Genomic DNA, 23,334 nt, shown 5'->3' with positions numbered 1-23,334 from the left:
TGTGCGCGCTTCCAACGCGGCACGCTGCTCAGAACTCAACTCAATCGTCGGGGCCACACGCATCGCAGATCTCCTGATAGGGATACGACGTGCAGCCCTTATTGTTTACTATTTCGGTCGCACTACACTAGCACTCAATGACCATGGCCGAGACGTTGTAGACAACGAGGTCACAGTTCGAATGCACGACCAGCTCGAGGTTCTGGCACTCGTCGCGGCTCGCCTCGAGACGGCGGGAATTGCATACATGGTCACCGGGTCGTTGGCGGCGGGCTACTACGGCCAGCCACGCATGACCAGGGACGTCGACCTGGTCGTCGAACTCGCCCCTGACGATCCGGCACGAATCGAGACGCTGCTCGGCGATGCGTTTCTCGTCAGCGCCGAGAGCGCACGCGCCGCGATGGTGCATCAGACGATGTTCAACGCCATCCACAGGGAGGCATTCGTCAAGGTCGACTTCGTGATCCGCAAGAGTGCGCCGTTTCGCGTCGAGGAATTCGGTCGTCGCCGGCGCGTCGACCTCGACGGCCACACGGTCTGGATGGTGTCTGCAGAGGATCTGATCCTGGCGAAACTGGTGTGGGCCAGCGGCAGCGGTTCCGACGTGCAGTTGCGCGACATCCGCGGCGTCATCGCGGCGCGGCGCGAGCGTCTCGATTGGGGCTACATCGAGAAGTGGGCGGCCACGCTCGGGGTCCGCCGCTCTGGAAGGCGCGCGGTCATGAACGACACACCGCCAGACGTCGACGCCGCCTTCAGCGCGATGTTCGCCACGCTCACGCCGAGTGAGCGTGTACGGATGATGTCCGAGATGTTCGACACGGCGCGACGGATTCTCATTTCCGGCATCCGCGCGGAGCAGCCGGACATCAGCGACACGGAACTGAAAGTGCAGATCTTCCTCCGCACCTACCGTGACGACTACAGTCCCGCCGAGCGCGACCGCATCGTCGACGCCATTCGCGCGGGCCTCATGGGTTGATCTGTCCACCCATGTCGTTCAGCTCGAACCAAGACCCCGGGACCGTTCGCCTGACGGGCGGCCACAAGGGGCGCCCCTACGGAGCAACGGCGCAGGGCGCGGTGGGTGGTGCCGGTGGGGGCGACTTGTGGAGTCATCCGTCTCGATTCACGAGATCCGTCGCGCAGGCGAGTCACAGGCGTGGGGCTGGGGGCCCCCACGCCTTGCACGAGATCCCGCGCCGGAGCGACGGATCTCCGGATGGCGCAACAGGAGCGCCCGCCGGCACCACCCACTGCGCCACAGACGCAGAACCGCAGTGGCCGACCGCGAGGGTTGCCACGGTCCGAAGCTGGCGCACGGGTTGAAGCCCGTGGCCTCCATCAGGCGTGGTCGGGGCTCCGGCTCTCACCCAGCGTCGATGCTACGGCTTGCGCGTGGAGGTGTGTGGCAAGGTCAGATCAACCGCGTGAGACAATGCCGACATGCGAACGGCCGGGCGTCGTAGACCTCAGGGATCGGCCTTGACCGACCAGGGCGCGCTTGCACGGACGGCGGCGGTGCTGCGTGGCTCGGCGTGGCTCGTTCCCAGAGGTGTCTCCAGGTTCCGCTCCTTCGAAGAGGCCGATGCGTGGATGACCGAGATGACTCGTCGTACTCACGAGCACCTGAACCGGACGACCTCGTCCGGCTCTGCCGAGCGCTGAACGACGCCGGGGCCCGCTACATCCTCATCGGTGGTTTCGCCGTCATCGCCCACGGCGCGACGCGCTTCACCAAGGACGTCGACCTGCTGGTCGACGACGCCCCTGACAATATCGCCAGGGTCAAGCAGGGCCTGAGCGTTCTTGCAGACAATGCCGCCGCGGAGGTCCGAGACCACGACGTCAGGGACCATGTGGTTGTTCGCGTTGCCGACGAGATCATTGTCGACCTCATGGGGCGGGCCTGCGGACTGACGTACGCGGACGTCGCGGCCGACGCCGACACGCGTGTGATCGACGATGTGGCGATCCCCATTGCCAGCCCTGCGATGCTCATTCGGACGAAGGACACCTTTCGTCCGCAGGATGCGATCGACCGGGGCTTCCTCGAAGTGCTCATCAAGCGTCGCTCGGCGCTCGGCCTCGATCGGTTCACGCACGCGCAGGAAGACTCCTACGACGAGGCCCTCGCAGAGATCCGGGCTGGCGCGAAGACCGGACACTGGGTGTGGTACATCCTGCCGCAGATCGCGGGGCTGGGATCTTCGGCGATGTCGCGCCGCTACGCCATCGCCGACCTCGACGAGGCGATCGCGTACCTGCACCATCCCGTCCTTGGCGTGCGCTACCGCGAGACTGTCGAGGCGATTGTGGAGGCGCTGCGCCGGCCCGGTACCAGTCTCGATGCGCTGATGGGCTCGCCGATCGATGCGACCAAGCTCGTGTCGTCGCTGACACTCTTTCGAGAGGCGGCGCACGCACTGCAGGCAAACGGCGCCGAGGCCCCGGCCGACGCGCTCGTCGCGGTCATCGACGGCATCCTCGCCGTGGCCGCCAGCCAGGGCTATCCGCCCTGTGCGCGTACGCTGGCGTCTGTCGGCTCCAACCGAACAGGGTGACGTGACCATGCAGCACCGATCTGCGTGGGCAGTTGGAGTGAATGTTCGCCGATCGTGCGGGCGATACGCGGTTGAGGTCGTCTACTGTGGAAGTCCCTGCTCGTCGTACCCGAGGATGACGTCGGCAGGCCGGTCGTCGAGCGTGGGGAGCGCCTGGTGCTGACGCGCGATCGTCAGGAGACGCTCGGAGACCGATGCCGGAAGTGCGTGTTCAGGGTCGTGTCCGGCGCCCATGCGACGTGTCTGTGCACGTCGCCCCGCCTGCGTTGCGAGCACGGGCTGACGTTTCACCTGAGCCATGACGGCATCATGCGTCACGTATCAGATGCGATCAAGGAGCCCGCAAGGACAATCCGCGCCACGGGGCACAGAGCCTTGGTGACCGACCGCCGGATGAAATCCGGCGGCCATGTGCGAATCAGGGGGGCGACGGCTACGGCTTGCGCGTGACGGTGTACGGCAGGGTCAGGTTGCCTGAGAGGACGTCGAACACTTCGTACACGCCGAGCATGGGTTTGTCACTGGCGTTGCCGTGCCCGTCAGCAGGTGCCGACACGCGCATGTAGCAGGTGACGGCGTCGAACTTGAACGACGGACCGCCTGCGCCGAATTTCATGCGCGACACGGGGACGAGGACGCGGAGCGTGTTCGCGCGCGTCGCCACGGCGAAGCCGGGCGAGTCCATGTACATCGGCATGCCGGGATTGGTGGGCGGCAGGACGACGGCATCGGTCTTGCGGAACTCCTTCACGCTCAGCCCGCCGGGGACACGCTTGTCCTCGCCGAGCACCACCCAGTGCGTGTGCCACGTGACGCCATCGTTGCCGTAGTTGCCGTCGCCGTTCTCGTCCCACAGCGGCGTGTCGTCGAAGTCCGGGTGCGACGTCACCGCGAGCGCGAGGATGCCCTCAGTGGCGCCGAAGCCGACGGCCGTCGGCGCCAGCGAAGTGGGGAAGACGTGGCCGAGCACCGGCGCGCCGTCGAGCGTGCCGTTCGGCCTGGGCGTCGTCCGCCCGGCGGTGCCCGCCACCTGCTGCTCGAACACGAGCATGTCGAGGTCGGCAAGGTGCGTCACAGAGGCCGCCGTGATGTCGAAGTCGGCGTTCTTGTAACCGGATGCTTGCGCGAAGAGCGGGGCCGGGGTGAAGCCGGCGATGACCAACAGGTAGAATGCGAAACACGTCACTTGTGATGTCATGATCAACCTCCTGCCGCGATGCTAGCGGCGGCCGGTGAGGCTGAACAGCACGCACAAATGCGTGACATAGGTACCAGATGGTGACCATCGACTCACGCGCGAACGAGACGAGCGGGACGCAACCCAGCGTCCGAGCCATCGTCGAGGACGTCGTCGGCTGCAAGTGGACGCTGCACGTCCTGGAGCAGGTGCGCGCGGGCGTGCACCGTCCCGGCGCGCTCGTGCGCACGACGGAGGGGCTCACGCGGAAGGTGCTGTACGAGCGGCTCGCGAAGCTGGTGCGCTACGGCGTCCTCGTGCGCGAGGCGTATCCCGAAGTCCCGCCGCGCGTGGAATATCACCTGACGCCGTTCGGCGAACGCCTCAACACGGTGCTCGACGCCATCGACGCGTTGCAGCGGGATGTCGACGGATGAATGGCCGCTCCGTCACTTCGCCATCAACGTGTCCGCCGTGGTGAAGCGCGGCTCGATGTCGACGGGGACGTCGGTCAGGCGGTCGAGGATGGCCTGGACGGGCGGCCTGATCACGGCGCGGGCCAGCAGCGCCTTCGCCGCCGGGTAGTCGCCCTTGGCCTGCACCGTCATGATCTCGGTCGTGAGCGCCTGCACGGCTTGGCGGATCTTCGTCGGTTCCACGCGGAACGTCCCATCGTCATCGACCACGACTGCACCGGCGTCGAGCAGCGCGTTGAGCTGAATCGCGATGCCGCGGCCATGCGCAGACGATGTGCCGAAGCGGATCGACCTGAACGTCGACGCGAGGAACGTCGTGTACATCGTGTCGGCCAGCCCCTTGTCGATCACCCCATCGTCCACGAGCGTCTGCAGCGCCCAGAGACCGGAGATGTCGGCCTTGGCTTCTTCGAGCGTCGAATAGGTTTCCTTCAACTCCGCGCGCACCGTCGTTTTGCGGCCGCCGACGGTGATGGCGTTCGGACCGAGGCCGTGCATCAGTTCGTGCATCAGGATGTGCGTGAAGAACGCGTCGAACTGCACGCGGCCGCGGTCGGCCTCCGGCAGCGCGTACGTCGCGATCGGCTGCAGCACCAGCCTGAACTTGGCCTCCTGCGTGTTCTTCAGCATCGTGCGCTTGGCGCCCTTCTCGGCCAGCACGCGCTCGTCGTTCGGCAGGTTGAACGCCGCGGTCTGCACGCCGCGATTGCCGTCGCCGGAGCTGTAGACCACGTTGACGACGCGGATGGGGGAGAGGGCACCGAGCTTCGGGTTGCGGAGCGACGGGTCGATCGGCAGTCGATCCTCCAGCCCCTGGAGGTGCGCCGAGAACTTCGCCAGCTTCGCCGTCTCCTCATCGTCGCGCAGCGTGATGAAGGCCTCGTACGCCGCCTTGGCCGCGAACCACGTGTCTTCGTAGACCTCGTACGGCCCGATCGTCGGCTCGATCGAGGCATCGAGTTCCATCCACGCCACGTCGGACGAGTAGTAGTCGTTGCTCAGGAACGCGTCGGCGCGTGTCTCGAGGAAGCGCTTCAGCGTCGGCTGCGTGGTGGACGCTGCCGCCGCGCGCAGGTGCGCCGCGGCGAGCACGAGCTCACCCTGGTACTCGACGGCGTACGGCACGGCGAGGAACCTGCCATCGGGGCCGCGACGGATCGTCGTGAAGAAGCCCTGCGCCTGCGCGCGCGCGGCCGGCGGCAGCGACGCGAACCACGACTCGACCTCCGCGCGCGTGGCGCCAGCCGGATAGAAGTTGGCGCCGCCCGGCTTGTCGCCCACGCCGGCGATGAAGGGCGCATCGCCGTCCAGGCGCGACCACGGGCCCTTGTTCAACAGGAAGTAGCGCAGCCGCGCGAGTCCTTCGGCCGACGAATCGTGCTGCAACTGCAGCAGCATCGCCGGCCCGCCCGCCCAGACCTGGCGCAGGAAGAGACCGTCGATGATCCGTCCTGCCTCGATCAGGTGACGGAGGGCATCGCGCTCGCTCTCGGGCAGACCGGAGACGTCGGCGGCGATCTCGGCCGGCGCGAAGCGCGCGGCCTTCACGGCCAGGTCGCCGGCCGCACGCGACGCCTGCGCCGGTGGGGACGGGGCCGCATCGCCCGGTGGCGTCGACGCGGGTTGACACGCAATCGCGCCCCCCGCGAACAGGCCGAGAGCGAGATGCCGGAGCAGGCGACTGGTACGTGTCATCAGCGAATGATAATGTAAGCAATTGTTCATACCCCGGCGGGGCCCGGATGCGGATCCCGCGGGCCAGCCCGCCTGGCCACAGGACTCAGAATTCCATGACCAACGGCCCTCAGGACGTCCAGGACACGACCGCGATTGAAACCCAGGAGTGGCTCGACTCGCTCGAGTGGGTCATCCAGCACGGCGGACCCGAGCGGGTGTCGCAACTGCTCGACGCCCTCGAGTCGTACGCACGACTGAAGGGCGTGCCGCTGCCCTTCGTGGCGCAGACGCCGTACATCAACACCATCGCGCCGGGCGCGCAGACGCCGTTCCCCGGCAGCCGCGAGATCGAGCGCCGCATCAAGAGCCTCGTGCGCTGGAACGCGATGGCCATGGTGGTGCGGGCCAACAAGAACTCCGACGGCATCGGCGGCCACATCTCGACGTTCGCCTCGTCGGCCACGCTCTACGAAGTGGGCTTCAACCACTTCTTCAAGGGCCCCGACCATCCCGAGGGCGGCGATCTGGTCTTCTTCCAGGGTCACGCGTCGCCGGGCATGTACGCACGCGCGTTCCTCGAAGGCCGCCTCTCGCAGGCACAGCTCGGGAACTTCCGTCGCGAACTGGCCGATGGCGGCGGACTCTCCTCGTATCCGCACCCGTGGCTCATGCCCGATTTCTGGCAGGTGCCAACGGTGTCGATGGGCCTCGGCCCCATCATGGCGATCTACCAGGCCCGCTTCTGGCGCTACATGGAAGCGCGCGGCCTCAAGAAGACCACGGGGAACAAGGTGTGGGCGTTCCTCGGCGACGGCGAGACCGACGAGCCCGAGACGCTCGGCGCCATCACGCTCGGGTCGCGCGAGAAGCTCGACAACCTGATCTTCGTCATCAACTGCAACCTGCAGCGCCTCGACGGCCCCGTGCGCGGCAACGGCTCGGTGATCCAGGAGCTCGAAGGCGCGTTCCGTGGCGCCGGCTGGAACGTCATCAAGGTGATCTGGGGCAGCGAGTGGGACGACCTCCTCGCGCGCGACAAGACGGGCCTGCTGGCGCGCCGCATGGGCGAGATCGTCGACGGCGAGTACCAGCGCCTCTCGGTCTCCGACGGCGCGTACGTGCGCAAGGCGTTCTTCGGCAAGTACCCGGAACTCCTCGATCTGGTGAAGCACCTTTCCGACGATCAGCTCAGGAAGCTGCGGCTCGGCGGGCACGATCCCGAGAAGGTCTACGCCGCCTACAAGGCCGCCGTCGAGACCAAGGGCAGGCCCACCGTGGTGCTCGCCCGCACGATCAAGGGCTATGGCCTCGGCGAGACGGGGGAAGGCAAGAACCCCACGCACCAGCAGAAGAAGCTGAACGAAGAAGAGGCGCTCACCTTCCGCACGCGCTTCAACATCCCGCTCAGCGACGACGATGTCGTCAAGATGCCGTTCTACAAACCGGCTGACGACAGCGCCGAGATGACGTACATGCGTCAGCGGCGCGAACAGCTGGGCGGCTACCTGCCGCAGCGCCGCCCCACCACGGACACGCTCGCATTCGAGGGCCTGGACGAGGCGTTCGCCGAATTCCTCGGCGGCTCGGACGGCCGCGCCATCTCCACGACGATGGCGTTCGTGCGCATGCTGACCAAGATGCTGCGCGACAAGGAGTTCGGCAAGCTGGTGGTGCCGATCGTGCCAGACGAGGCGCGCACCTTCGGCATGGAGGCGCTGTTCAGGCAGGTGGGCATCTACTCGGCCACCGGCCAGTTGTACGAGCCGATCGACAGCGACCAGCTCCTCTACTACAAGGAAGCGAAGGACGGGCAGATCCTCGAGGAGGGCCTCACCGAAGCCGGATCGATGGCGTCGTTCATCGCGGCCGGCACGGCGTACGCCACGCACGGGGTCAACATGATCCCGTTCTTCATCTACTACTCGATGTTCGGCTTCCAGCGCGTGGGCGACCTGATCTGGGCCGCCGGCGACATCCGCGCGCGCGGCTTCATGCTCGGCGGCACCGCGGGACGCACCACGCTCAACGGCGAGGGCCTCCAGCACCAGGACGGCCACAGCCACCTGATCGCCTCGTCGGTGCCCAACTGCATCGCGTACGACCCGGCGTTCGCCTACGAGATCGCGGTGATTCTCAAGGACGGGCTGCGTCGCATGTATCGCGACAAGGAAGCCGTCTTCTACTACCTCACGCTCATGAACGGCAACTACGCGATGCCGGCCATGCCGACGGGCGTCGAGGAGGGCATCCTGCGCGGCCTGTACCGCCTGCAGTCGTCCGGGTTGAAGAAGCCGAAGGCGCATGCGCAGCTGCTCGGCAGCGGCGCGATCCTGCCCGGCGTGATCGACGCCGCCGCGATGCTGGAGAAGTACGGCGTCGCCGCCGACGTGTGGAGCGTGACGAGCTACACGGAACTGCAGCGCGACTGCCAGTCGGTGGATCGCTGGAACATGCTGCATCCCGGCGAGGCGCCGAAGCAGTCGTGGGTGGGCACGAGCCTGGCCGGCGCGCCCGGCGTGGTCGTGACGGCATCCGATTACGTGAAGCTGCTGCCGCACGGCATCGATCACCACATCGCGCAGCCGATGATCGCGCTCGGCACCGACGGCTTCGGCCGCAGCGAGAGCCGTGAGGCGCTGCGCGATCACTTCGAGGTCGACGCACGTCACGTGGTGGCGGCCACGCTGTCGCTGCTCGCGCGCGAGAAGCAGATCGACATGAAGGTGGTGCGGGCCGCCTTCAAGGATCTGGGCATCAACCCGGACAAGCTCGACCCGGCACGGGCTTAGAGAATTTCAGGGTTTCAGGTATCACCACGGACATGGCGAACGAATTCAGGCTGCCCTCGCTGGGCGACAACGTCAAGGCGGGCGACGTGCTCAAGGTGCTGGTCAAGGCCGGAGACGTCGTGATCGTCGATCAGCCGGTGCTGGAGCTCGAGACGGACAAGGCGACCGTCGAAGTGCCGTCGTCGATCGCGGGTACGGTCACCGAGGTGAAGGTGAAGGACGGGGATCGGATCGACGTTGGCCAGGTGGTGTTCGCCGTGAGTGGTGACGCCGCGGCTGCCGCACCGGCGCCCGCCGAGGCCGCGGCGCCTGTGCCGGCCGACGAGCAGAAGGCCGAGCCCGCGGCTGCGTACGAAGCGCCCGCCGCGAGCGCACCAGCATCGTCGCAGCAGTCGAGCACGATCGAGGTACGCCTGCCGTCGCTCGGTGAGAGCGTGAAGGGTGGCGACATCCTGCACGTGCTCGTGAAGGCGGGCGATACGGTGGCCGCCGACCAGGGACTGCTCGAGCTCGAGACGGACAAGGCGACCGTCGAAGTGCCATCGCCGGCCGCCGGCGTCGTGACGTCGGTAGCCGTCAAGGACGGCGACCACGTGCTCGTCGGTCAGTTGGTACTCGTGCTGGAAGGTGCCACGGGCGCTGCCCCTGCCGCGAGTGCGCCCGCGCCTGCCGCAGCCGCGCCTCCCGCAGCGGCCGCTCCCGCCGCTCCGGGTACGACGCCCACGCCGACAGCGTCGACCACGGGTTCGCAGGCAGCCAGTGCGCCTGCTGCATCAGCGTCGAAGGGCGCGGGCACGGGGGCCGTGGCGCCGCCGCGGCCCAACGTGCCTGCCGCACCGTCGGTGCGTCGCCTCGCGCGAGAACTCGGTCTCGACATCGCCGACGTGCCGGGGTCGGGCAAGGGCGGGCGCATCTCCGAAGCCGATGTGCGGGCGCACGCCAAGAACGTGATCACCGGCAAGGTGGCGGGGCCGGCCGGTGTTGCCGGCGGTGGCGGGTTCGCGTACGAGCCGCTGCCCGACTTCACCGCGTTCGGCGCGGTCGAGCGCAAGGCGATGCGCGGCATCCGCCGCAAGACCGCCGAGCACATGGTGGCGAGCTGGCACACCATCCCGCACGTGACGCAGTTCGAGAAGGTGGACATCACCGCGCTCGAACAGCTGCGCAAGCAGTTCGGCAAGCGCGTCGAAGCCGGCGGGGGCAAGCTGACCGTCACGGCGATCATCACGAAGGTGATCGGCGTGGCGCTGCGCAAGTTCCCGAACTTCAACGTGTCGGTGGACATCGCCGCTGAAGAGATCGTTCACAAGTCGTACGTCAACGTCGGCATCGCCGTGGACACCGAGCGCGGACTGCTCGTGCCGGTGCTGCGCGACGTGGACAGCAAGTCCATCTCGCAGATTGCCGCGGAGCTCGCGCAGCTCGCCGAGAAGGCGCGCACCGGCAAGCTCACGATGGACGAGATGTCCGGCGGCTGCTTCACGATCACCAATCTCGGCGGGATCGGCGGCACGGCGTTCACGCCCATCGTCAATCACCCGGAAGTGGCGATCATGGGGATGTCGCGCTCGGCGATGGAGCCTGTGTGGAACGGCTCCACGTTCGAGCCGCGTCTGATGCTGCCGCTGTCGCTCTCCTACGATCACCGCGTGATCGACGGCGCCGACGCCATGCGCTTCCTCCGCTTCGTCGCCGAAGCGCTGGAGCAGCCGTTCTTGCTGAGCCTGTAGTCCGTCCATGTCCGATCTCCTCCCACTTGTCGTGCTCGGCGCGGGGCCTGGCGGCCACGCTGCCGCGTTTCTCGCCGCGGATCTCGGGATGCCTGTCGTCCTCATCGACGAGGAGGCCAATCCCGGTGGCGTGTGTACGTACCGCGGCTGCATCCCGTCCAAGGCGCTGCTGCACGTGGCCAAGCTGCTCGCCGAGACGAAGCACGCGTCGCAGTGGGGCGTGGACTTCGGGACGCCGTCGATCGACGTCGACCGCCTGCGCGGGTTCAAGCAGGGTGTTGTGGATCGGCTGACGGGCGGGCTCGGACAGCTCACGAAGCAGCGCAAGATCACCTACATCCAGGGCCGCGCGAGCTTCGTCGACGCGCACACGCTGGAGGTGGCGCTCACCGCCGGCGGTACGCAGACCGTGCGCTTCGAGAAGCTGATCATCGCCACGGGATCGCGTCCTGCCACGCTGCCGAATCTCCGGTTGAGCCCGGAGCGGCTGCTCGATTCGACGGGCGCGCTGGAGCTGAAGCGTGTACCCACGAGCCTGCTCGTCGTGGGCGGAGGCTACATCGGCCTCGAGCTCGGCACCGTGTATGCCGCGCTCGGCACGGAGGTCACCGTCGTCGAGATGCTCGATCGCCTGCTGCCCGGCGCCGATCGCGATCTCGTGAACGTGCTCGGCCGCCGCATCAAGTCCATCTGCAAGCAGGTGCTGACCAGTACGAAGGTCGTCAGCATGGTGGAGCAGGCAGACGGCGTGCACGTGACCTTCGAGGGCGACGTCGAGCCGAAGACGCAGGTCTTCGATCAGATCCTGGTCTCGATCGGCCGCAAGCCGAACGGGCAGATCCCCGGCATCGAGAAGACGGGCGTAGAGGTGACACCGCGCGGCTTCATCACCGTCGATCCGCAGCGACGGACCACGGTGCCGCACATCTACGCGATCGGCGACGTTGCCGGCGATCCGATGCTGGCGCACAAGGCCACCTACGACGCCAAGATCGCCGTCGAGCACATCGCCGGCCACAAGGTGGCGTTCGAGCCGGCGGCGATTCCCGCCGTGGTGTTCACCGATCCGGAACTGGCCTGGTGCGGACTCACCGAAGCCGAGGCGCAGGAGCGCGGCATCGCCGTGGAGATCGCCAAGTTCCCGTGGGGTGCGTCAGGACGCGCGACAACCGTCGACCGCAACGACGGACTCACCAAGCTCGTGCTCGAACCCGGGACCGAGCGCGTGCTCGGCGTCGGGATCGTGGGCGTCAACGCGGGCGAGCTGATCGCCGAGGGCACGCTCGCGGTGGAGATGGCGGCCACGGCGTCGGATCTCAAGATGACCATCCACGCGCACCCGACGCTCAGCGAGACGATGATGGAGTCTGCCGAGGTGTACTTCGGCACGGCGACCAACTTCTACAAGCCGAAGAAGGCCGGCGCCTGAGGGACGTCGCCGTGCCCACAGCGGCGCAGCGAACCGTGCTGGGGCTCGCCCTGGCTGTGTGCCTGGGCAAGGGGCTCTTCATTGCCGCCGTCACGCCGCCGTTCCAGACGCCGGACGAGTACGGGCACTACGATTACGTGCTGTATCTCTCGTACATCCGGTGGGGAGCGTTCCTCGCCGGTGACGTGGCTCGTCCGACCGGCTACAACGACATCACCACCGACGAGCTCTGGGCGGTGACGCGCGCCACGGGGACCGAGGGCCATTTGCGCCACGGCGCGGCGCGCGTGATTCCACCCGTGCGCGAGCAACTGGCCGCCGGGGCCAGCGTCGTGCCCGGCGATTCGCACGCACGCCTGCGTACGCGGACGGTCGTCCCGGCGCAGTTCAACTACCCGGTGCTGTACTACGGCGCCGCGGCAGGCCTGGCCAACGCCACGCGCGTCTTCACGCACAACCCCGTCGTGACGTACTACGTCGTGCGGTTCGCGTCGCTCGCGATGACCCTCGTCACGGTGTGGCTGATCTGGTGGATGGCCGTGCGATCGGGCTTCGGGACGTTCCCCCTCGCTGCTGCGACGGCGTTCATCGCGCTCCATCCGCAACTCGGCATGCTCGCGACGTCCGTCCAGTCGGACGTCCTGACGATCCTGCTGACGACACTCGCAGGTGCGTGCGCGCTGGCTTACGCATCGTCTCCGTCGCGGCGTCGCGCGGCCGTGCTCGGCGTGGTCATCGGCGCCCTGCTCCTCACCAAACTCCACGCCGCCGTGGCGGTGGCCGTCGCCGGCGCGGTGGTGATCGCCTGGAACCGCCGCACCGGCCCTGGGCGCGCGGTGATGTCCGACCTCGCGACGATGGCGGCGGTGGGGACCGTCGTGGGCGCATGGTGGTACGTGCGCGCCTATCTGCTGTACGGCAGCGCGACGGGCATGGTCGGCGAGTTCAGGACCGCCCACTTCGCCGGCAGGCGTCACAACCTGCGCGCGTGGCTGGGGCAGTGGCGGCTGACCGTGCAGAGCTTCTGGGGCATGTGGGGCTGGCTCGAGATCCCGCTGCCCGGCGCGTACTACACCGCGCTCGCGTGGCTGACGGGCCTGTCTGCCATTCCGCTCGCAGACCGGCGCGCGGCTCCGGTTGCCTCGCCAGAGCGAATGACGACACTGGTGTTCTGGACGGTGCTGGTCGTCACGTATGCCGCCATCATGGCCGTTGTCGCGATGTCGATCGGGCCCGAGCACAACAACCAGGGCCGGCACTGGATGCCGCTCGTCGCGGCCCCCGCGCTGGTCCTCGCCGCCGCCTGCGCGCGAGTCGAGCGTCGCGCGCCGATGCTCGCGCGCGTGATGGTTGCGGCGTGGTGTCTCGTGCTGCTCGCCGCGAACGTGTCTCTCATCCGGGCGACATCGGCCTTCTTCGGCGGCTATTTCCTCTGAGCACGTGCGGCCAGTTCGACCGCTGTCGGGCCCGGAGGGCAGACCCTACCTGTCGACACAATCGGTAGGGCCGGCCCTCCGGGCCCGGCCGTCTGGTCACGTTGCAATCAACCACAGGCACGCCACAACGAGGATGACGGTCATCAGATGATCGAAGACGTCCGGGCGGATGCGGGCGATCGTGTAGCGGCCGATGAACACCCCGATCGCGACAAGCGGACAGAACGCCAGCGACCATGCGAGCGATGCCGGACGCACGACGCCGACGGCGAGCGACCCCGGCAACTTGAGGAAATTGATCACGGCGAAGAACAGCGTGTTCGTGCCCATGAACACGGTTGGCGTGATCGGTTGCAGCAACAGGTAGGACGTGATCGGCGGCCCGCCGGCGTTGAGCATCGCAGACGCCATACCGGACAGCAGACCCGCGAAGGGTCCGTGCCAGGCGCGATGCCGATGATGCTCAGGGCCACGCCACCGGCTGAAGATCTTGTAGCCGGTCACGACGAGCCCCGCCACGCCAAGCCCGATGCGCAATGACCGATCGGGTAGCCCCCGCAGCAGGAAGAGCCCGATCGCCACACCCACGGCCCCACCCGGGAACAGCGCCCACGAGTGCTTCCGATGCCACGTACCCCAGTAGCTGTAGAGCGCGAAGGCGTCGCCGACCATCAGCATCGGGACGGCGACCGCCACGGCCGTGGCCACGCTCGTGCGCTGACTGATCATCAGCGTCGCGAGCATGGTGGGCAGCGGGCCGCCGATGCCGCCCTTCGACAGGCCGATCAGCAGCGCCGCCGCACCGAGCGTGACGGCGTCACCGGGCAGGGCGGCCGTCACGCGGGTCCCGTCGCGTCAGCGTTTGCGAACACCGAGCTCGTCGAGCTTCTTCACCATCACCTCGCCAGCCGTCCCCGTCGTCGGGTTCTTGTCGATGTCGCGGATGATGCCGTCTGGCCCGATGTAGAACGTCCATCGCGCCGCGAACTGCTGTTCGGGCGGACGGTCGAGGCGAATCACGCCGTACGCCTTCGCCACGCCCTTGTCGGGATCGGCGAGGATCGGGAACGGTGCCGCGTGCTCGGTCGCGAAACGGGTGTTGGTGTCGAGGTCGTCGACACTCGCCATGAACAGGGTCACGTCGTAGGTCTTCAGGATCGTGTCGCTCGCACCGAGCGACTTGCATTCGGCCGTTCAACCGCCGGTGAAGGCCTTGGGGAACCAGGCGAGCACCACGGTCCTGCCCTTGTACGCCGACAGCGCGTGCGTCTTGCCGTCGGAGCCCCGCAGCGAGAAGGGCGGCGCAGGATCGCCGACCTTCAGGTTCGCGGAGTACTGCGGCGCGGGCTGTGCCGGCGCCGGTGCAGGGGCCTGACCCTGGGCCGCCATCGCCAGCAGGCCGAGTCCGGCCGTGGCGCAGAGCGTGAGGAGTCGAGACATGCGCCCGATCGTAGCACCGGGAGCCGATCGGCCCTACCGGCAGCCGGTTGCGAGGCTGTCAGCCTGTTCGTGGGCGTGGTAGGAACTGCGCACGAGCGGACCAGACTCGACGTGGCCGAAGCCCAGATCGAGCGCGATCGCCTTCAGTTCACGGAACTCATCGGGCGTGTAGTACCGGATCATCTCCAGGTGCGACTCGGTCGGACGCAGGTACTGGCCGATCGTCAGGATGTCCACGCCCACCTCGCGCAGATCGCGGAACACCGCGACGAGTTCCGACTTCTCCTCGCCGAGTCCCACCATCAGGCCCGTCTTGGTGGGGATGCCGGGCGCGTACGCCTTCGAGCGCTGCAGCAGTTCGAGGGTGCGCGGATAGCGCCCGCCACTGCGGGCCTTGCGATAGAGCCGCGGCACAGTCTCGGTGTTGTGATTGAGCACGTCCGGCCGCGCGTCGAGCACGATCTGCAATTGATCGGCCTTGCCCTGGAAATCGGGAATCAGGACCTCGATGCGGCAGGCGGGCGACAGCTCACGCGTGCGTGCGATGGTCTCGGCGAAAAGGCTCGAACCGCCGTCGGGGAGATCGTCGCGATCGACCGACGTGATCACCACGTAGTTCAGCCCGAGTACCCGGACGGCATCGGCCACGCGGCGCGGTTCGTCGAGGTCGAGCGTCGCCGGCTTGCCGTGCGCCACGGCGCAGTATCCGCACGCACGCGTGCAGACGTCGCCGAGGATCATGAACGTCGCCGTGCCGTGGTGCCAGCACTCGCCGATGTTCGGACAGCGCGCCTCTTCGCACACCGTGTTGAGCCCGAGTCCCCGCATCAACTTCGTGAGCCGGAGGTAGTTCTCCGACCCCGGGGCCTTCACCTTGAGCCACTCGGGCTTCGGTTGGCGCGGGCGGACGATGTGCAGGGGGGCAACGGTGCTCATGCTGTCGGAAGGGCAGCGCCGGGACGAGGCGCCCACCGGGCGATCGTAGCACGCAGGGTCAGTCCCGATGTCGTCATGGACAGCTCACGGCCTGGTGTGTCCGCGCGAGCAGCACGGTGACGCAGCTGATCATCTGGTCGGGCCGCCATGGCTTCTGCAGGAAGACCGTACACGGTCCGGCCGTGAGATCGCTGGCCTCTTCTGCCGAGAACCCGCTGGTCACCACGATGGGCAGGTCTGGCTTGACCTCACGCATCGCCTGGAGGACGGCCCTGCCCTGGATGCCCGGCAGCGTCAGGTCGAGCAGCACGATGCTGAAGGTCTCCGGTGCGGCCGTGAACGCGGTGACGGCGTCCTCGCCCGTCGCGACCTCGGTCACCGTGTGACCCGCCCGTCCAAGCGCCACGCGCGCCACGTCGCGCACCAGCCGTTCGTCATCCACCACCAGGACGTGCCAGGGGCCCGTCGTGTCGATGGGACCGGCCGGACCGGGAGGACCGGCTGCCGGTACGGCGATGGACCGTTCGGCCGGCCGTGGCGCCGTCGGGAGGCGCAGCGTGACCGTCGTGCCGGATGCCGGCTGGCTGGTCACGGCGATGCGTCCGCCGTAGCTGCGGACGATGCCCTGTGTGGCCGGCAGACCGAGCCCGCGGCCGCCGGGCTTGGTGGTGAAGAACGGATCGAACGCGCGCGCCAGCGTCTCGGCATCCATGCCGTCGCCCTCGTCGCGTACCTCGAGCCACACGTACTCGCCCGGCGCGAGGCCCTCGGCGCCGCCCTGCGGTTTCGTCTCGGGAGCGCCGGCCGGCACGTCGCAGGTCCCACCGGCCACGTGCAGGGTTCCACCTCGCGCGCGCATGGCGTCGGCGGCGTTGGTGAGGAGATTCAGGACCACCTGCCGCAACTGCGCCGGGTCGCCGGGCACCGGCGGGAGATCCGGCGTGAACTCGACGGCGATGGTGATGCCGCGCGGCCCCGACGCCTCGAGCAGCGAGCGGACGTCCTGCACCAGCGCGTCGAGCGCGACGGGCTGGACGATGAAGCGGCCGCCGCCTGAATACGCGAGCATCTGCGACGTGAGTTCGCTTGCGCGCAGCGCCGCGCGTTCGATGCGCTCCACGTGCTGCCGGCCCGGCGAGGCCATCGGCAGGTCGGACAACGCCAGGCTCGCTTCGCCGAGCACGCCCACGAGCAGGTTGTTGAAGTCGTGCGCGATGCCGCCGGCCAGCACGCCGAGACTCTCCAGTCGCTGCGCCTGCTGCACGCGCTCGTCGAGCAGCCGGCGCTCCCGCTCGCCACGCGCGCGTTCGAGCATCTCGTGGCGCAGGGCCGTCGTCCGCTCGTCGATGAGCGTCTGCAACTCGGCCTGGCGCGCGTGCAGGCGCGCCAGGCGCCACCGCATCACGCCGGCCAGCGCCACCCCCACCAGCGCCGCGGCGCCGGCGAGGAACCACGGTGTCTCGTAGAACCGTGCGGGGATGGTGAAGGCGACGGTCCCCATCGTGCCCGGCGGCGCGCCCGGACGCGCCCGCGCGCGCACCTCGAACTGGTAATCGCCAGGTGACAGGTTCGTGAACGATGCGCTGCGCGCGGTTCCGGCGTCCATCCAGTCGTCGTGCAATCCCGCGAGGCGGTACTCGTACTGCACGGTACGACCGCCGGAGACCTGCGGAGCGCTGAAGGCGATGTCGATGTTGCGCCCGCCGAGCGGGGCGGCCAGCGACGCGAGCGACACGGACTGCCTGTTCACCTGCACCGCGTCGACGTGGGCCGCGGGCGAATGCGGGATGTCTGTCACTTCGGTGGGATCGAAGATCACCACGCCGTCGACGGTGGCAAACCACAGGCGGCCGTCGTTGGCCAGCCAGCTCAGGGGCTGGTTGCCGTCGGTCCCATCGGTACCCGGCACGCCGTCGGCGCGTCCGTATCGCGTCGCCGAGAGCACGTCGTGCCGGCCATCCAGTCGCGCCTCGATGTCTGCCAGCGGGACGAAGGCCAGACCCTGCGTTCCCATCAGCCACAGCCGTTTCGTGTGGTCGAGCATGACGTCGAAGATGACGTCGTCGGGCAGTCCGTCGCGCGAGGTGACGCCGGTGATGCGGCCGTGCTTCAGGCGGAACAGGCCCCCGCCATAGGTGCCGATCCACAGCGTGCCGACCTCGTCGTGGTGGAGCGACGTCACCAGGGGGTTCGTGAGCCCTTCCCGCTCGCCCCAACTCATGACGCGTCCGTCCCGCCCGATGCTCTGCAGGCCGCCGCCGTACGTGCCCACCCAGACGCGATCGGGTAAGGCGTAAATGACGCGTACCTCCGTGCTGCGCAGGCCCTCGGCCAGTCCGATGCGCTGGAGCGTGCCGCCGGCGTAGCGGAAGAGCCCGTTGCCGCCGAACCACACGACGTCACCGTGCCGTTCGATCGTCCGCAGCGTGTCGCCCACCAGGTCCGGGCCGATCCGATCGACGATGCGCCCATCGTCGAACAGGAACGCGCCGCCGCCATTGGTGCCCACCCAGACGCGCTCGCCGGCACCGCCCGCCACCGACGTGATGGCGTTGCTCGGCAGACCATCGGCCTGCGTGAAGACGCGCAATTGGCCGTCGCGCAGGCGTACGAGTCCGCCGCCATACGTGCCGATCCACCACGTCCCCGAGCCGCGCCGCTGATAGACGGTGGTCACGGGGAACGGCGGCAGCCCCGACCGTCTGTCGAGCAGTTCGCGCACGGCAGGCGCGACGCGATTGAGGCCGCCGGCGAGCGTGCCGACCCACAGCGCGCCGTCGCGGTCCTCCATCAGCGAGATGAGGTAGTCCGTGCTGAGGCCGTCGCTGTGCCGGATCGTCCTGAAGCCGGCGCCGTCGTGTCGCACCAGTCCGCCGCCGTGCGTCGTCATCCAGACCACGCCGCGCGTGTCCACGATCACCTGCATGACGCGGTCGACAGCGAGCCCCTCCGCCGCGCTGATGGTGGTGATCGTGCCGCGCTGGATCGTGGCGACCCCTTTGGGGCCGGCCAGCCACACCGTGCCATCCGGGCCCTCGGCCACGGACGTCACCGTGGGGTGACTCAGACCCTGTGCCACCGAGTAGCGACGCACGTCGGTGCCCTTGACGCTCACCACGCCGTGCGCGCTGGTGGCGAACCAGAGGCGGCCGTCCCGCGTCTGCATCACGGTGTTCACGCCCTCGTCGAGCAGGTCGTCGGGCAGCGGCGGGCGCTGCCAGCGCTGACCGTCGAAGACGCGAGCGCCCCGTGCCGTCGACAGCCAGACACGCCCCTCGCCATCGCGTGAGAGATCCCGGATCACCGAATCGGCGACGCCCTCGGCGGAGCCGTAGCGGGTGACGGCGTCCTTGGACACGCGGAGGACGCCGGATCCGTAGGTCCCGACCCAGACGGCACCGTCAGACGTGGGGAGCACCGCCGTCAGGCGGAGGTTGTCGATGTCGGCGTCGCCCACGCCATCCACCGCCGTGAACTGCGCGCCGTCGAAGCGGGCGAGGCCTTTGCGCGTGGCGACCCAGAGGTATCCGTCGTCGTCCTGCGCGATGTCGGTGACGGTGTTCTGGGGCAGGCCGTCCTCGACACGCCACTGGTCGACGACCAGACGAGCGGCTGGCTGGGCCAACACCGGCACGCACGTGGCGAGCCACGCGTAGAGCCCTACCCACGACAGCACGCCGCTGCGCATCACCGCACGATAACGTAGCCCATGAAGTCCCTGTTGAGTTGCTGGCCCGGCCGCACGTCATCGAGGAACGGGCAGGTCCCCGCCGTGGTGAAGTTGCCCGTCATGCGCGACTCGCCCGGGGCGAGGTAGCCCACCTGGTTCAGCGCGGGACACGTCGACCTGTCGATGTACGGGCCCGAGAAGATCTGATGGGGTTGCGTATCGCCGTTGCGAATCGTGACGCGGTCGCCGGGCGCCACCACGAGGACACGCGGTGTCACGCCCTGCGCGGTGATCGTGATGATGCGATCCTCGGCGAGCGGCGTACCGAGGGCATTGGTGCCGGCGGCCCACCGCTCCCGACCCGAGTCGCCGTACATGGCCCATTCCACGACGAGTTGCGCCGGCACGTCGCCCAGGCTTTCCACCAGCGTGCCGAAGCGCCGGCCGATCGAATTGGGGAAGTCGCTTCTCACCGGAACGTTCACGCGGCTCTGTGCGGGCACGGCGTACGACTTCGTGCTGCGCGTGCCATCGTCCTCGAACGTGAGCGTGACGCGGACCTGTCCATCGAACGGCGACGTATTGGCCAGGAGCATGTACGTTTCGGTGGCACGCGCGCCACCCACCTGACCGTCGGCCACTCCCCACACCGTGCTGGTCGTGAGCGAGCCTGGCGAGTTGTGGGCCTCGCGCCAGTTGCGGGTCGACGGCCCCGGCCACCACATCGCGCGTTCGGCGACAAACGGCTGATCGTCCACCGATTCGAGCACGGTGGACACCGCCGTATCGGCCAGTTCCGGGCCTTCCTGATCGATCCAGATGTTGAATCGGCTCATCGGAGCCACCTGGTACTGCCGCCGAATCGTGGCACCGCTCGGCAGGAGATACGTGGCGTTGACCGTGAGGACGTCACTCGACGGATTGGCGATGAGGAGGAACGTGTCGAAGTAGGGTCCCGTGGCGCCCTCGGCGAACGACCAGATCGGCGCCGGCGTGGTGATGCCCGCGCTGGCGTGGCCGGCCCCGAAGAGACGGCCGCCGGCGTTGAGGTACATCGCGCGCTCGACGAGGATGGGCGTCTCGGGCGCCGTGGAGATCCGGGCGGAGATCTCGGCCCTGCGCAACGCACGATCCTCCGCCGAGACGTCGAGCGTGGTCCGCGATCGCGGTGCCAGCGTGTACGTGCGGGTCACGGGGCGTTGTCCGGTTCCGAGCAGGTAGTCGATGGTGACGTGCGCCTCAACGGCGTTCGGGTTCTGGAGCAGATAGAACAGCCTGAAGCCATTGATGGTCGCGCCCTCGGCCAGATACCAGGTCGAGGCCGGCGTGGCGATCGCCGTTTCCGCGTGACTGCCGTACTCGTTGGCGTCCCACGTCATCGTGCGGTCGGCCACGACCGGGTGATCCGATTCGATGATCGTCGCGAACTCCTCGTCTTCGAGCCCGGGGATCGTGGAGACGATGAGCGTGCCGCGCGCGTACGGGGCGAGTGTCACGAGCCGGCGGACGATCGTGTCCTGACCCGGGATGTCGGGGACGCCGCAGGCGCGCTGGCAGAGGAAGCGCACGAGCACCGCCGCGGGATTCGGATTGGGATTGAAGAGCGCCAGCCGCGTGTCGAACGGCGGGATCGTCGCGCCTTCCGCGAGATAGCGCGTGTAGCGTCCGTTCGGATGCGTCCCCTGCAGATACTCGTCGAGGTTGCTCACGCCGTCGCCATCGGGATCGCCATTGCCGTCGCTCAGGCGCGGGTCCAGGTTGAACTGCGTTTCCCAGGCGTCGGGCAACTGGTCGTTGTCGGTGTCGGTCGTCTCGTCGCCGCTCGACAGCCTGAAGAGGAACGCGTCGGTCGGCCCCCGATTGCCCACGCCCATGGCCAGCACGGTGCCCGTCAGGACGACGCGGCCGATGCCATCCACCGCCACGCCCGTGGCATCGTCGTTGCTGCTGGTGCCGACGTAGGTGGAATAGATGGCTTCCGCTCCCCGGAGCATCACCACGAAACCGTCGCCGCTGCCGGCGTTGCTCACCTGCACGGGTCGCAGGAGCGGGAAGTCGGCAGACAGCGTCTGCCCGGCGAGATAGATCCCCGTCGCGTCGACGGCGATCGCGCGCGCACGGTCGATGTCGGTACCGCCGATCCGCCACGCGGTGCCGCGCGCCCCGTTCGATGCGTAACTGACGGCGAACGCATCGAGGCTGCCGCCTGAGCCGGCGGTGTGGGTCGCGGGAAAGTCAGGAGACGAGGTCGAACCGCCCACGTGGATGGCGCCTGCGGCGTCGACGGCGATGGCCTGAGCCGAGTCGTGTGCGGAACCGCCGAGGCGCGTGGAGAACACGAGGGTGCCCGACGCGGTGTATCGCGCCACGACCGCGTCGAAACCACCCGCCGCCCCCTGCGAGGCCGGCATCACCGGGAAGTCGGCCGACGCCGTGGTGCCGGCCACGCTCACCGCACCCGTCGCGTCGATGGCCACGGCAAACAGACTGTCGCTCGACGCGCCGCCGTGGTACGTGGACCAGTCCAACGTGCCGGCGGGAGTGATCTTCGTGATGAAGCCGTCGAGGCCCTGGCCCACGGGCTGCCGGGCGTTGCGTGTGGGGAAGTCGGTCGACCGCGTCTCACCGGCCACGACGAGCGAACCGTCGGCGGCCACCGCGATCCCGTGCGCTTCGTCGGCGTCGGCGCCGCCGAGGTATGTCGAGAACGAGAGCGCGCTGCCGTCGGCGGCGATCGTGGCCACGAACGCGTTGGTGCCGCCCGGCGCCAGGTGCTGGCCAGAGAGCGGACGCACCATCGGGAAGTCGGTGCTCGTCGTGTAGCCGGTCACATGCAGGCGTCCCGCTGTGTCGACGGCGAGCCCGCGCACGTTGTCGGGCTGAGCGCCTCCGAAGTAGGCGATGAACTGCACCTGCTGCCCTGTGGGATCGAGGCGCGCCACGAAGACGTCGCCGCGGCCACCCGGCCCGCCCAACCGCTGCCAGGGCAGATCGGTGGACGAGGTATAGCCCGCCAGATAGATGCGTCCCTGCGCGTCGATGGCGACGGCCGTGGCTTCTTCGGCGCCATTGCCGCCGAGCGCCATCGAATAGGTGAGCACCGGGTCGATCACCAGTACGCGGCTGCGATCGTAGGTTCCCACATCGAAGCCGAACCCGCCGTCCCCGTCATGCCTGAATGCCACGGCCACGGGCTCGACCGTGCCGTCCCGGGAGGTCTGCCACGCGCGCGGCGCCTCCAGACGCAGGCGCAGGGAGGGGCCGGCCTCGATCGCGATCGCACCATCCGCGGTCAGCGTCGCACGCGCCTGGTCGATGCGGAACCTGATGACGGCGGGCGAGATGCCGGGTGCGACGAGGAAGTCCTGCTCCACGTGCCCGTCGGTGCCCCTGTACCGCACGTCGACACCGGGATAGATGTCGCGAAAGCCCATCTGCGCGTGCAGCGATCGGACGCGAGGGGCGTCAGGAGTGGCCGTCGCCACCGCCGTCTGGCCGCCCGATTCCATCAGGCGGGACGGTGTCGCGTCACCACTCAGATAGTGGGCGTCGCCGGATCGGGCACCGCGCCAGACAGCGGGCGTGGGTCGGCTGCCCACGAGGGTCCAGCGCCAGGTACGGGACGTGTCGGTCTCGGCGTCGCGCACGGCCACGTGGACGCCGCCCGGTGTGATCTGCGCGCCGTATCCTCTCGCCTGGGCGGCGTACGTGCCATCGCCGCGGTCCTCGAAGCTCAGCGGCAGGGCCGTGTGTGCGCCCGCGCGGATCGACGCCGGTGTCAGGACGCGAACCGGCTTCAGCGGGATGTGCACATCCTCGCGTGCCGTGGGATGGGCGACGAGAGCGGTTGCGGCGAGAGCGAAGGAGAGGACGAGGCGCGACGTCGCGGGACCGGCCGTGGACATGGCGGGAAGCCCAGCAAGTTTCTGGCCGCCGCGAATGGTGCGGAATTGGCCCACATGTCCTCACGTCGTCCGATCGTGCGTCTCGAATTCTGTCAGTGCATC

General features: G+C 68.5%; 15 protein-coding genes. 7 read left to right on the top strand and 8 right to left on the bottom strand.

Features of this window, described 5'->3' with window-relative positions:
- Positions 1-181: 181 nt before the first annotated feature.
- On the top strand, positions 182-985 hold the full coding sequence (locus IT182_13355; protein MCC6164330.1) for a nucleotidyltransferase: 804 nt from the start codon (positions 182-184) through the stop codon (positions 983-985).
- 1,012 nt (positions 986-1,997) lie between these two features.
- A complete protein-coding gene (locus tag IT182_13350) occupies positions 1,998-2,567 on the top strand; it encodes a DUF1810 family protein (protein ID MCC6164329.1) in 570 nt (189 codons plus the stop codon).
- Between the two features lie 81 nt (positions 2,568-2,648).
- Here IT182_13350 and IT182_13345 read toward each other — a convergent pair whose 3' ends face one another.
- Together IT182_13345 and IT182_13340 are read right to left on the bottom strand one after the other, a co-directional pair.
- Positions 2,649-2,867 carry a hypothetical protein gene (locus IT182_13345; GenBank protein MCC6164328.1) on the bottom strand — a complete coding sequence of 73 codons (219 nt, stop codon included), beginning with the start codon at positions 2,865-2,867 and terminating at the stop codon, positions 2,649-2,651.
- Positions 2,868-3,000: 133 nt separating this feature from the next.
- The gene (locus IT182_13340; protein MCC6164327.1) at positions 3,001-3,732 is read right to left on the bottom strand and encodes a hypothetical protein; all 732 of its coding nucleotides are present in this window, start codon (positions 3,730-3,732) and stop codon (positions 3,001-3,003) included.
- A gap of 110 nt (positions 3,733-3,842) precedes the next feature.
- Between IT182_13340 and IT182_13335 the strand changes: the two genes are divergently transcribed.
- The gene (locus tag IT182_13335; GenBank protein MCC6164326.1) at positions 3,843-4,181 is read left to right on the top strand and encodes a helix-turn-helix transcriptional regulator; all 339 of its coding nucleotides are present in this window, start codon (positions 3,843-3,845) and stop codon (positions 4,179-4,181) included.
- A 12-nt stretch (positions 4,182-4,193) separates the two neighbouring features.
- On the opposite strand, the gene IT182_13330 is transcribed toward IT182_13335, so the two are convergent.
- Entirely contained in the window at positions 4,194-5,915 is a 1,722-nt protein-coding gene (locus IT182_13330; protein MCC6164325.1) for a hypothetical protein, read from the bottom strand.
- Between the two features lie 95 nt (positions 5,916-6,010).
- On the opposite strand from IT182_13330, the gene aceE reads away from it, so the two are divergent.
- The 4 genes from aceE to IT182_13310 are packed head-to-tail and all read left to right on the top strand — an operon-like array spanning position 6,011 to position 13,281.
- The gene (gene aceE / locus IT182_13325; GenBank protein ID MCC6164324.1) at positions 6,011-8,686 is read left to right on the top strand and encodes a pyruvate dehydrogenase (acetyl-transferring), homodimeric type; all 2,676 of its coding nucleotides are present in this window, start codon (positions 6,011-6,013) and stop codon (positions 8,684-8,686) included.
- A 32-nt stretch (positions 8,687-8,718) separates the two neighbouring features.
- Positions 8,719-10,416 carry a 2-oxo acid dehydrogenase subunit E2 gene (locus tag IT182_13320; protein MCC6164323.1) on the top strand — a complete coding sequence of 566 codons (1,698 nt, stop codon included), beginning with the start codon at positions 8,719-8,721 and terminating at the stop codon, positions 10,414-10,416.
- Positions 10,417-10,423: 7 nt separating this feature from the next.
- Complete coding sequence (gene lpdA, locus IT182_13315) at positions 10,424-11,845, top strand: dihydrolipoyl dehydrogenase (GenBank protein ID MCC6164322.1); 1,422 nt, start codon at positions 10,424-10,426, stop codon at positions 11,843-11,845.
- An 11-nt stretch (positions 11,846-11,856) separates the two neighbouring features.
- A complete protein-coding gene (locus tag IT182_13310) occupies positions 11,857-13,281 on the top strand; it encodes a DUF2142 domain-containing protein (GenBank protein MCC6164321.1) in 1,425 nt (474 codons plus the stop codon).
- A 96-nt stretch (positions 13,282-13,377) separates the two neighbouring features.
- Here IT182_13310 and IT182_13305 read toward each other — a convergent pair whose 3' ends face one another.
- The 5 genes from IT182_13305 to IT182_13285 all read right to left on the bottom strand — a co-directional run bounded on the left by IT182_13305 (position 13,378) and on the right by IT182_13285 (position 23,232).
- Positions 13,378-14,121, bottom strand: coding sequence for a sulfite exporter TauE/SafE family protein (locus IT182_13305; protein ID MCC6164320.1), 744 nt, complete (start codon positions 14,119-14,121; stop codon positions 13,378-13,380).
- A gap of 15 nt (positions 14,122-14,136) precedes the next feature.
- On the bottom strand, positions 14,137-14,670 hold the full coding sequence (locus IT182_13300; GenBank protein ID MCC6164319.1) for a redoxin domain-containing protein: 534 nt from the start codon (positions 14,668-14,670) through the stop codon (positions 14,137-14,139).
- Positions 14,671-14,754: 84 nt separating this feature from the next.
- Positions 14,755-15,657: a lipoyl synthase gene (lipA, locus tag IT182_13295; GenBank protein MCC6164318.1), complete on the bottom strand. Its 903-nt coding sequence runs from the start codon at positions 15,655-15,657 to the stop codon at positions 14,755-14,757.
- 73 nt (positions 15,658-15,730) lie between these two features.
- Positions 15,731-19,345: a response regulator gene (locus IT182_13290; GenBank protein ID MCC6164317.1), complete on the bottom strand. Its 3,615-nt coding sequence runs from the start codon at positions 19,343-19,345 to the stop codon at positions 15,731-15,733.
- Entirely contained in the window at positions 19,345-23,232 is a 3,888-nt protein-coding gene (locus IT182_13285) for an SBBP repeat-containing protein (protein MCC6164316.1), read from the bottom strand. Before IT182_13285 ends, IT182_13290 begins: the two co-directional genes overlap by 1 nt.
- Positions 23,233-23,334 lie beyond the last annotated feature (102 nt).

The organism is Acidobacteriota bacterium, from assembly GCA_020845575.1.
GTDB lineage: Bacteria > Acidobacteriota > Vicinamibacteria > Vicinamibacterales > Vicinamibacteraceae > Luteitalea.
This window is presented reverse-complemented; position numbering and strand designations above follow the sequence as displayed.

Bases quoted from the DNA above. Each gene is read 5' to 3' on its own strand.
- IT182_13330 (MCC6164325.1), bottom strand. From the start codon at position 5,915: ATGACACGTACCAGTCGCCTGCTCCGGCATCTCGCTCTCGGCCTGTTC.
- IT182_13345 (MCC6164328.1), bottom strand. From the start codon at position 2,867: ATGGCTCAGGTGAAACGTCAGCCCGTGCTCGCAACGCAGGCGGGGCGA.
- lpdA (MCC6164322.1), top strand. From the start codon at position 10,424: ATGTCCGATCTCCTCCCACTTGTCGTGCTCGGCGCGGGGCCTGGCGGC.
- IT182_13285 (MCC6164316.1), bottom strand. From the start codon at position 23,232: ATGTCCACGGCCGGTCCCGCGACGTCGCGCCTCGTCCTCTCCTTCGCT.
- IT182_13320 (MCC6164323.1), top strand. From the start codon at position 8,719: ATGGCGAACGAATTCAGGCTGCCCTCGCTGGGCGACAACGTCAAGGCG.
- lipA (MCC6164318.1), bottom strand. From the start codon at position 15,657: ATGAGCACCGTTGCCCCCCTGCACATCGTCCGCCCGCGCCAACCGAAG.
- IT182_13355 (MCC6164330.1), top strand. From the start codon at position 182: ATGCACGACCAGCTCGAGGTTCTGGCACTCGTCGCGGCTCGCCTCGAG.
- aceE (MCC6164324.1), top strand. From the start codon at position 6,011: ATGACCAACGGCCCTCAGGACGTCCAGGACACGACCGCGATTGAAACC.
- IT182_13290 (MCC6164317.1), bottom strand. From the start codon at position 19,345: ATGCGCAGCGGCGTGCTGTCGTGGGTAGGGCTCTACGCGTGGCTCGCC.
- IT182_13350 (MCC6164329.1), top strand. From the start codon at position 1,998: ATGCTCATTCGGACGAAGGACACCTTTCGTCCGCAGGATGCGATCGAC.
- IT182_13335 (MCC6164326.1), top strand. From the start codon at position 3,843: ATGGTGACCATCGACTCACGCGCGAACGAGACGAGCGGGACGCAACCC.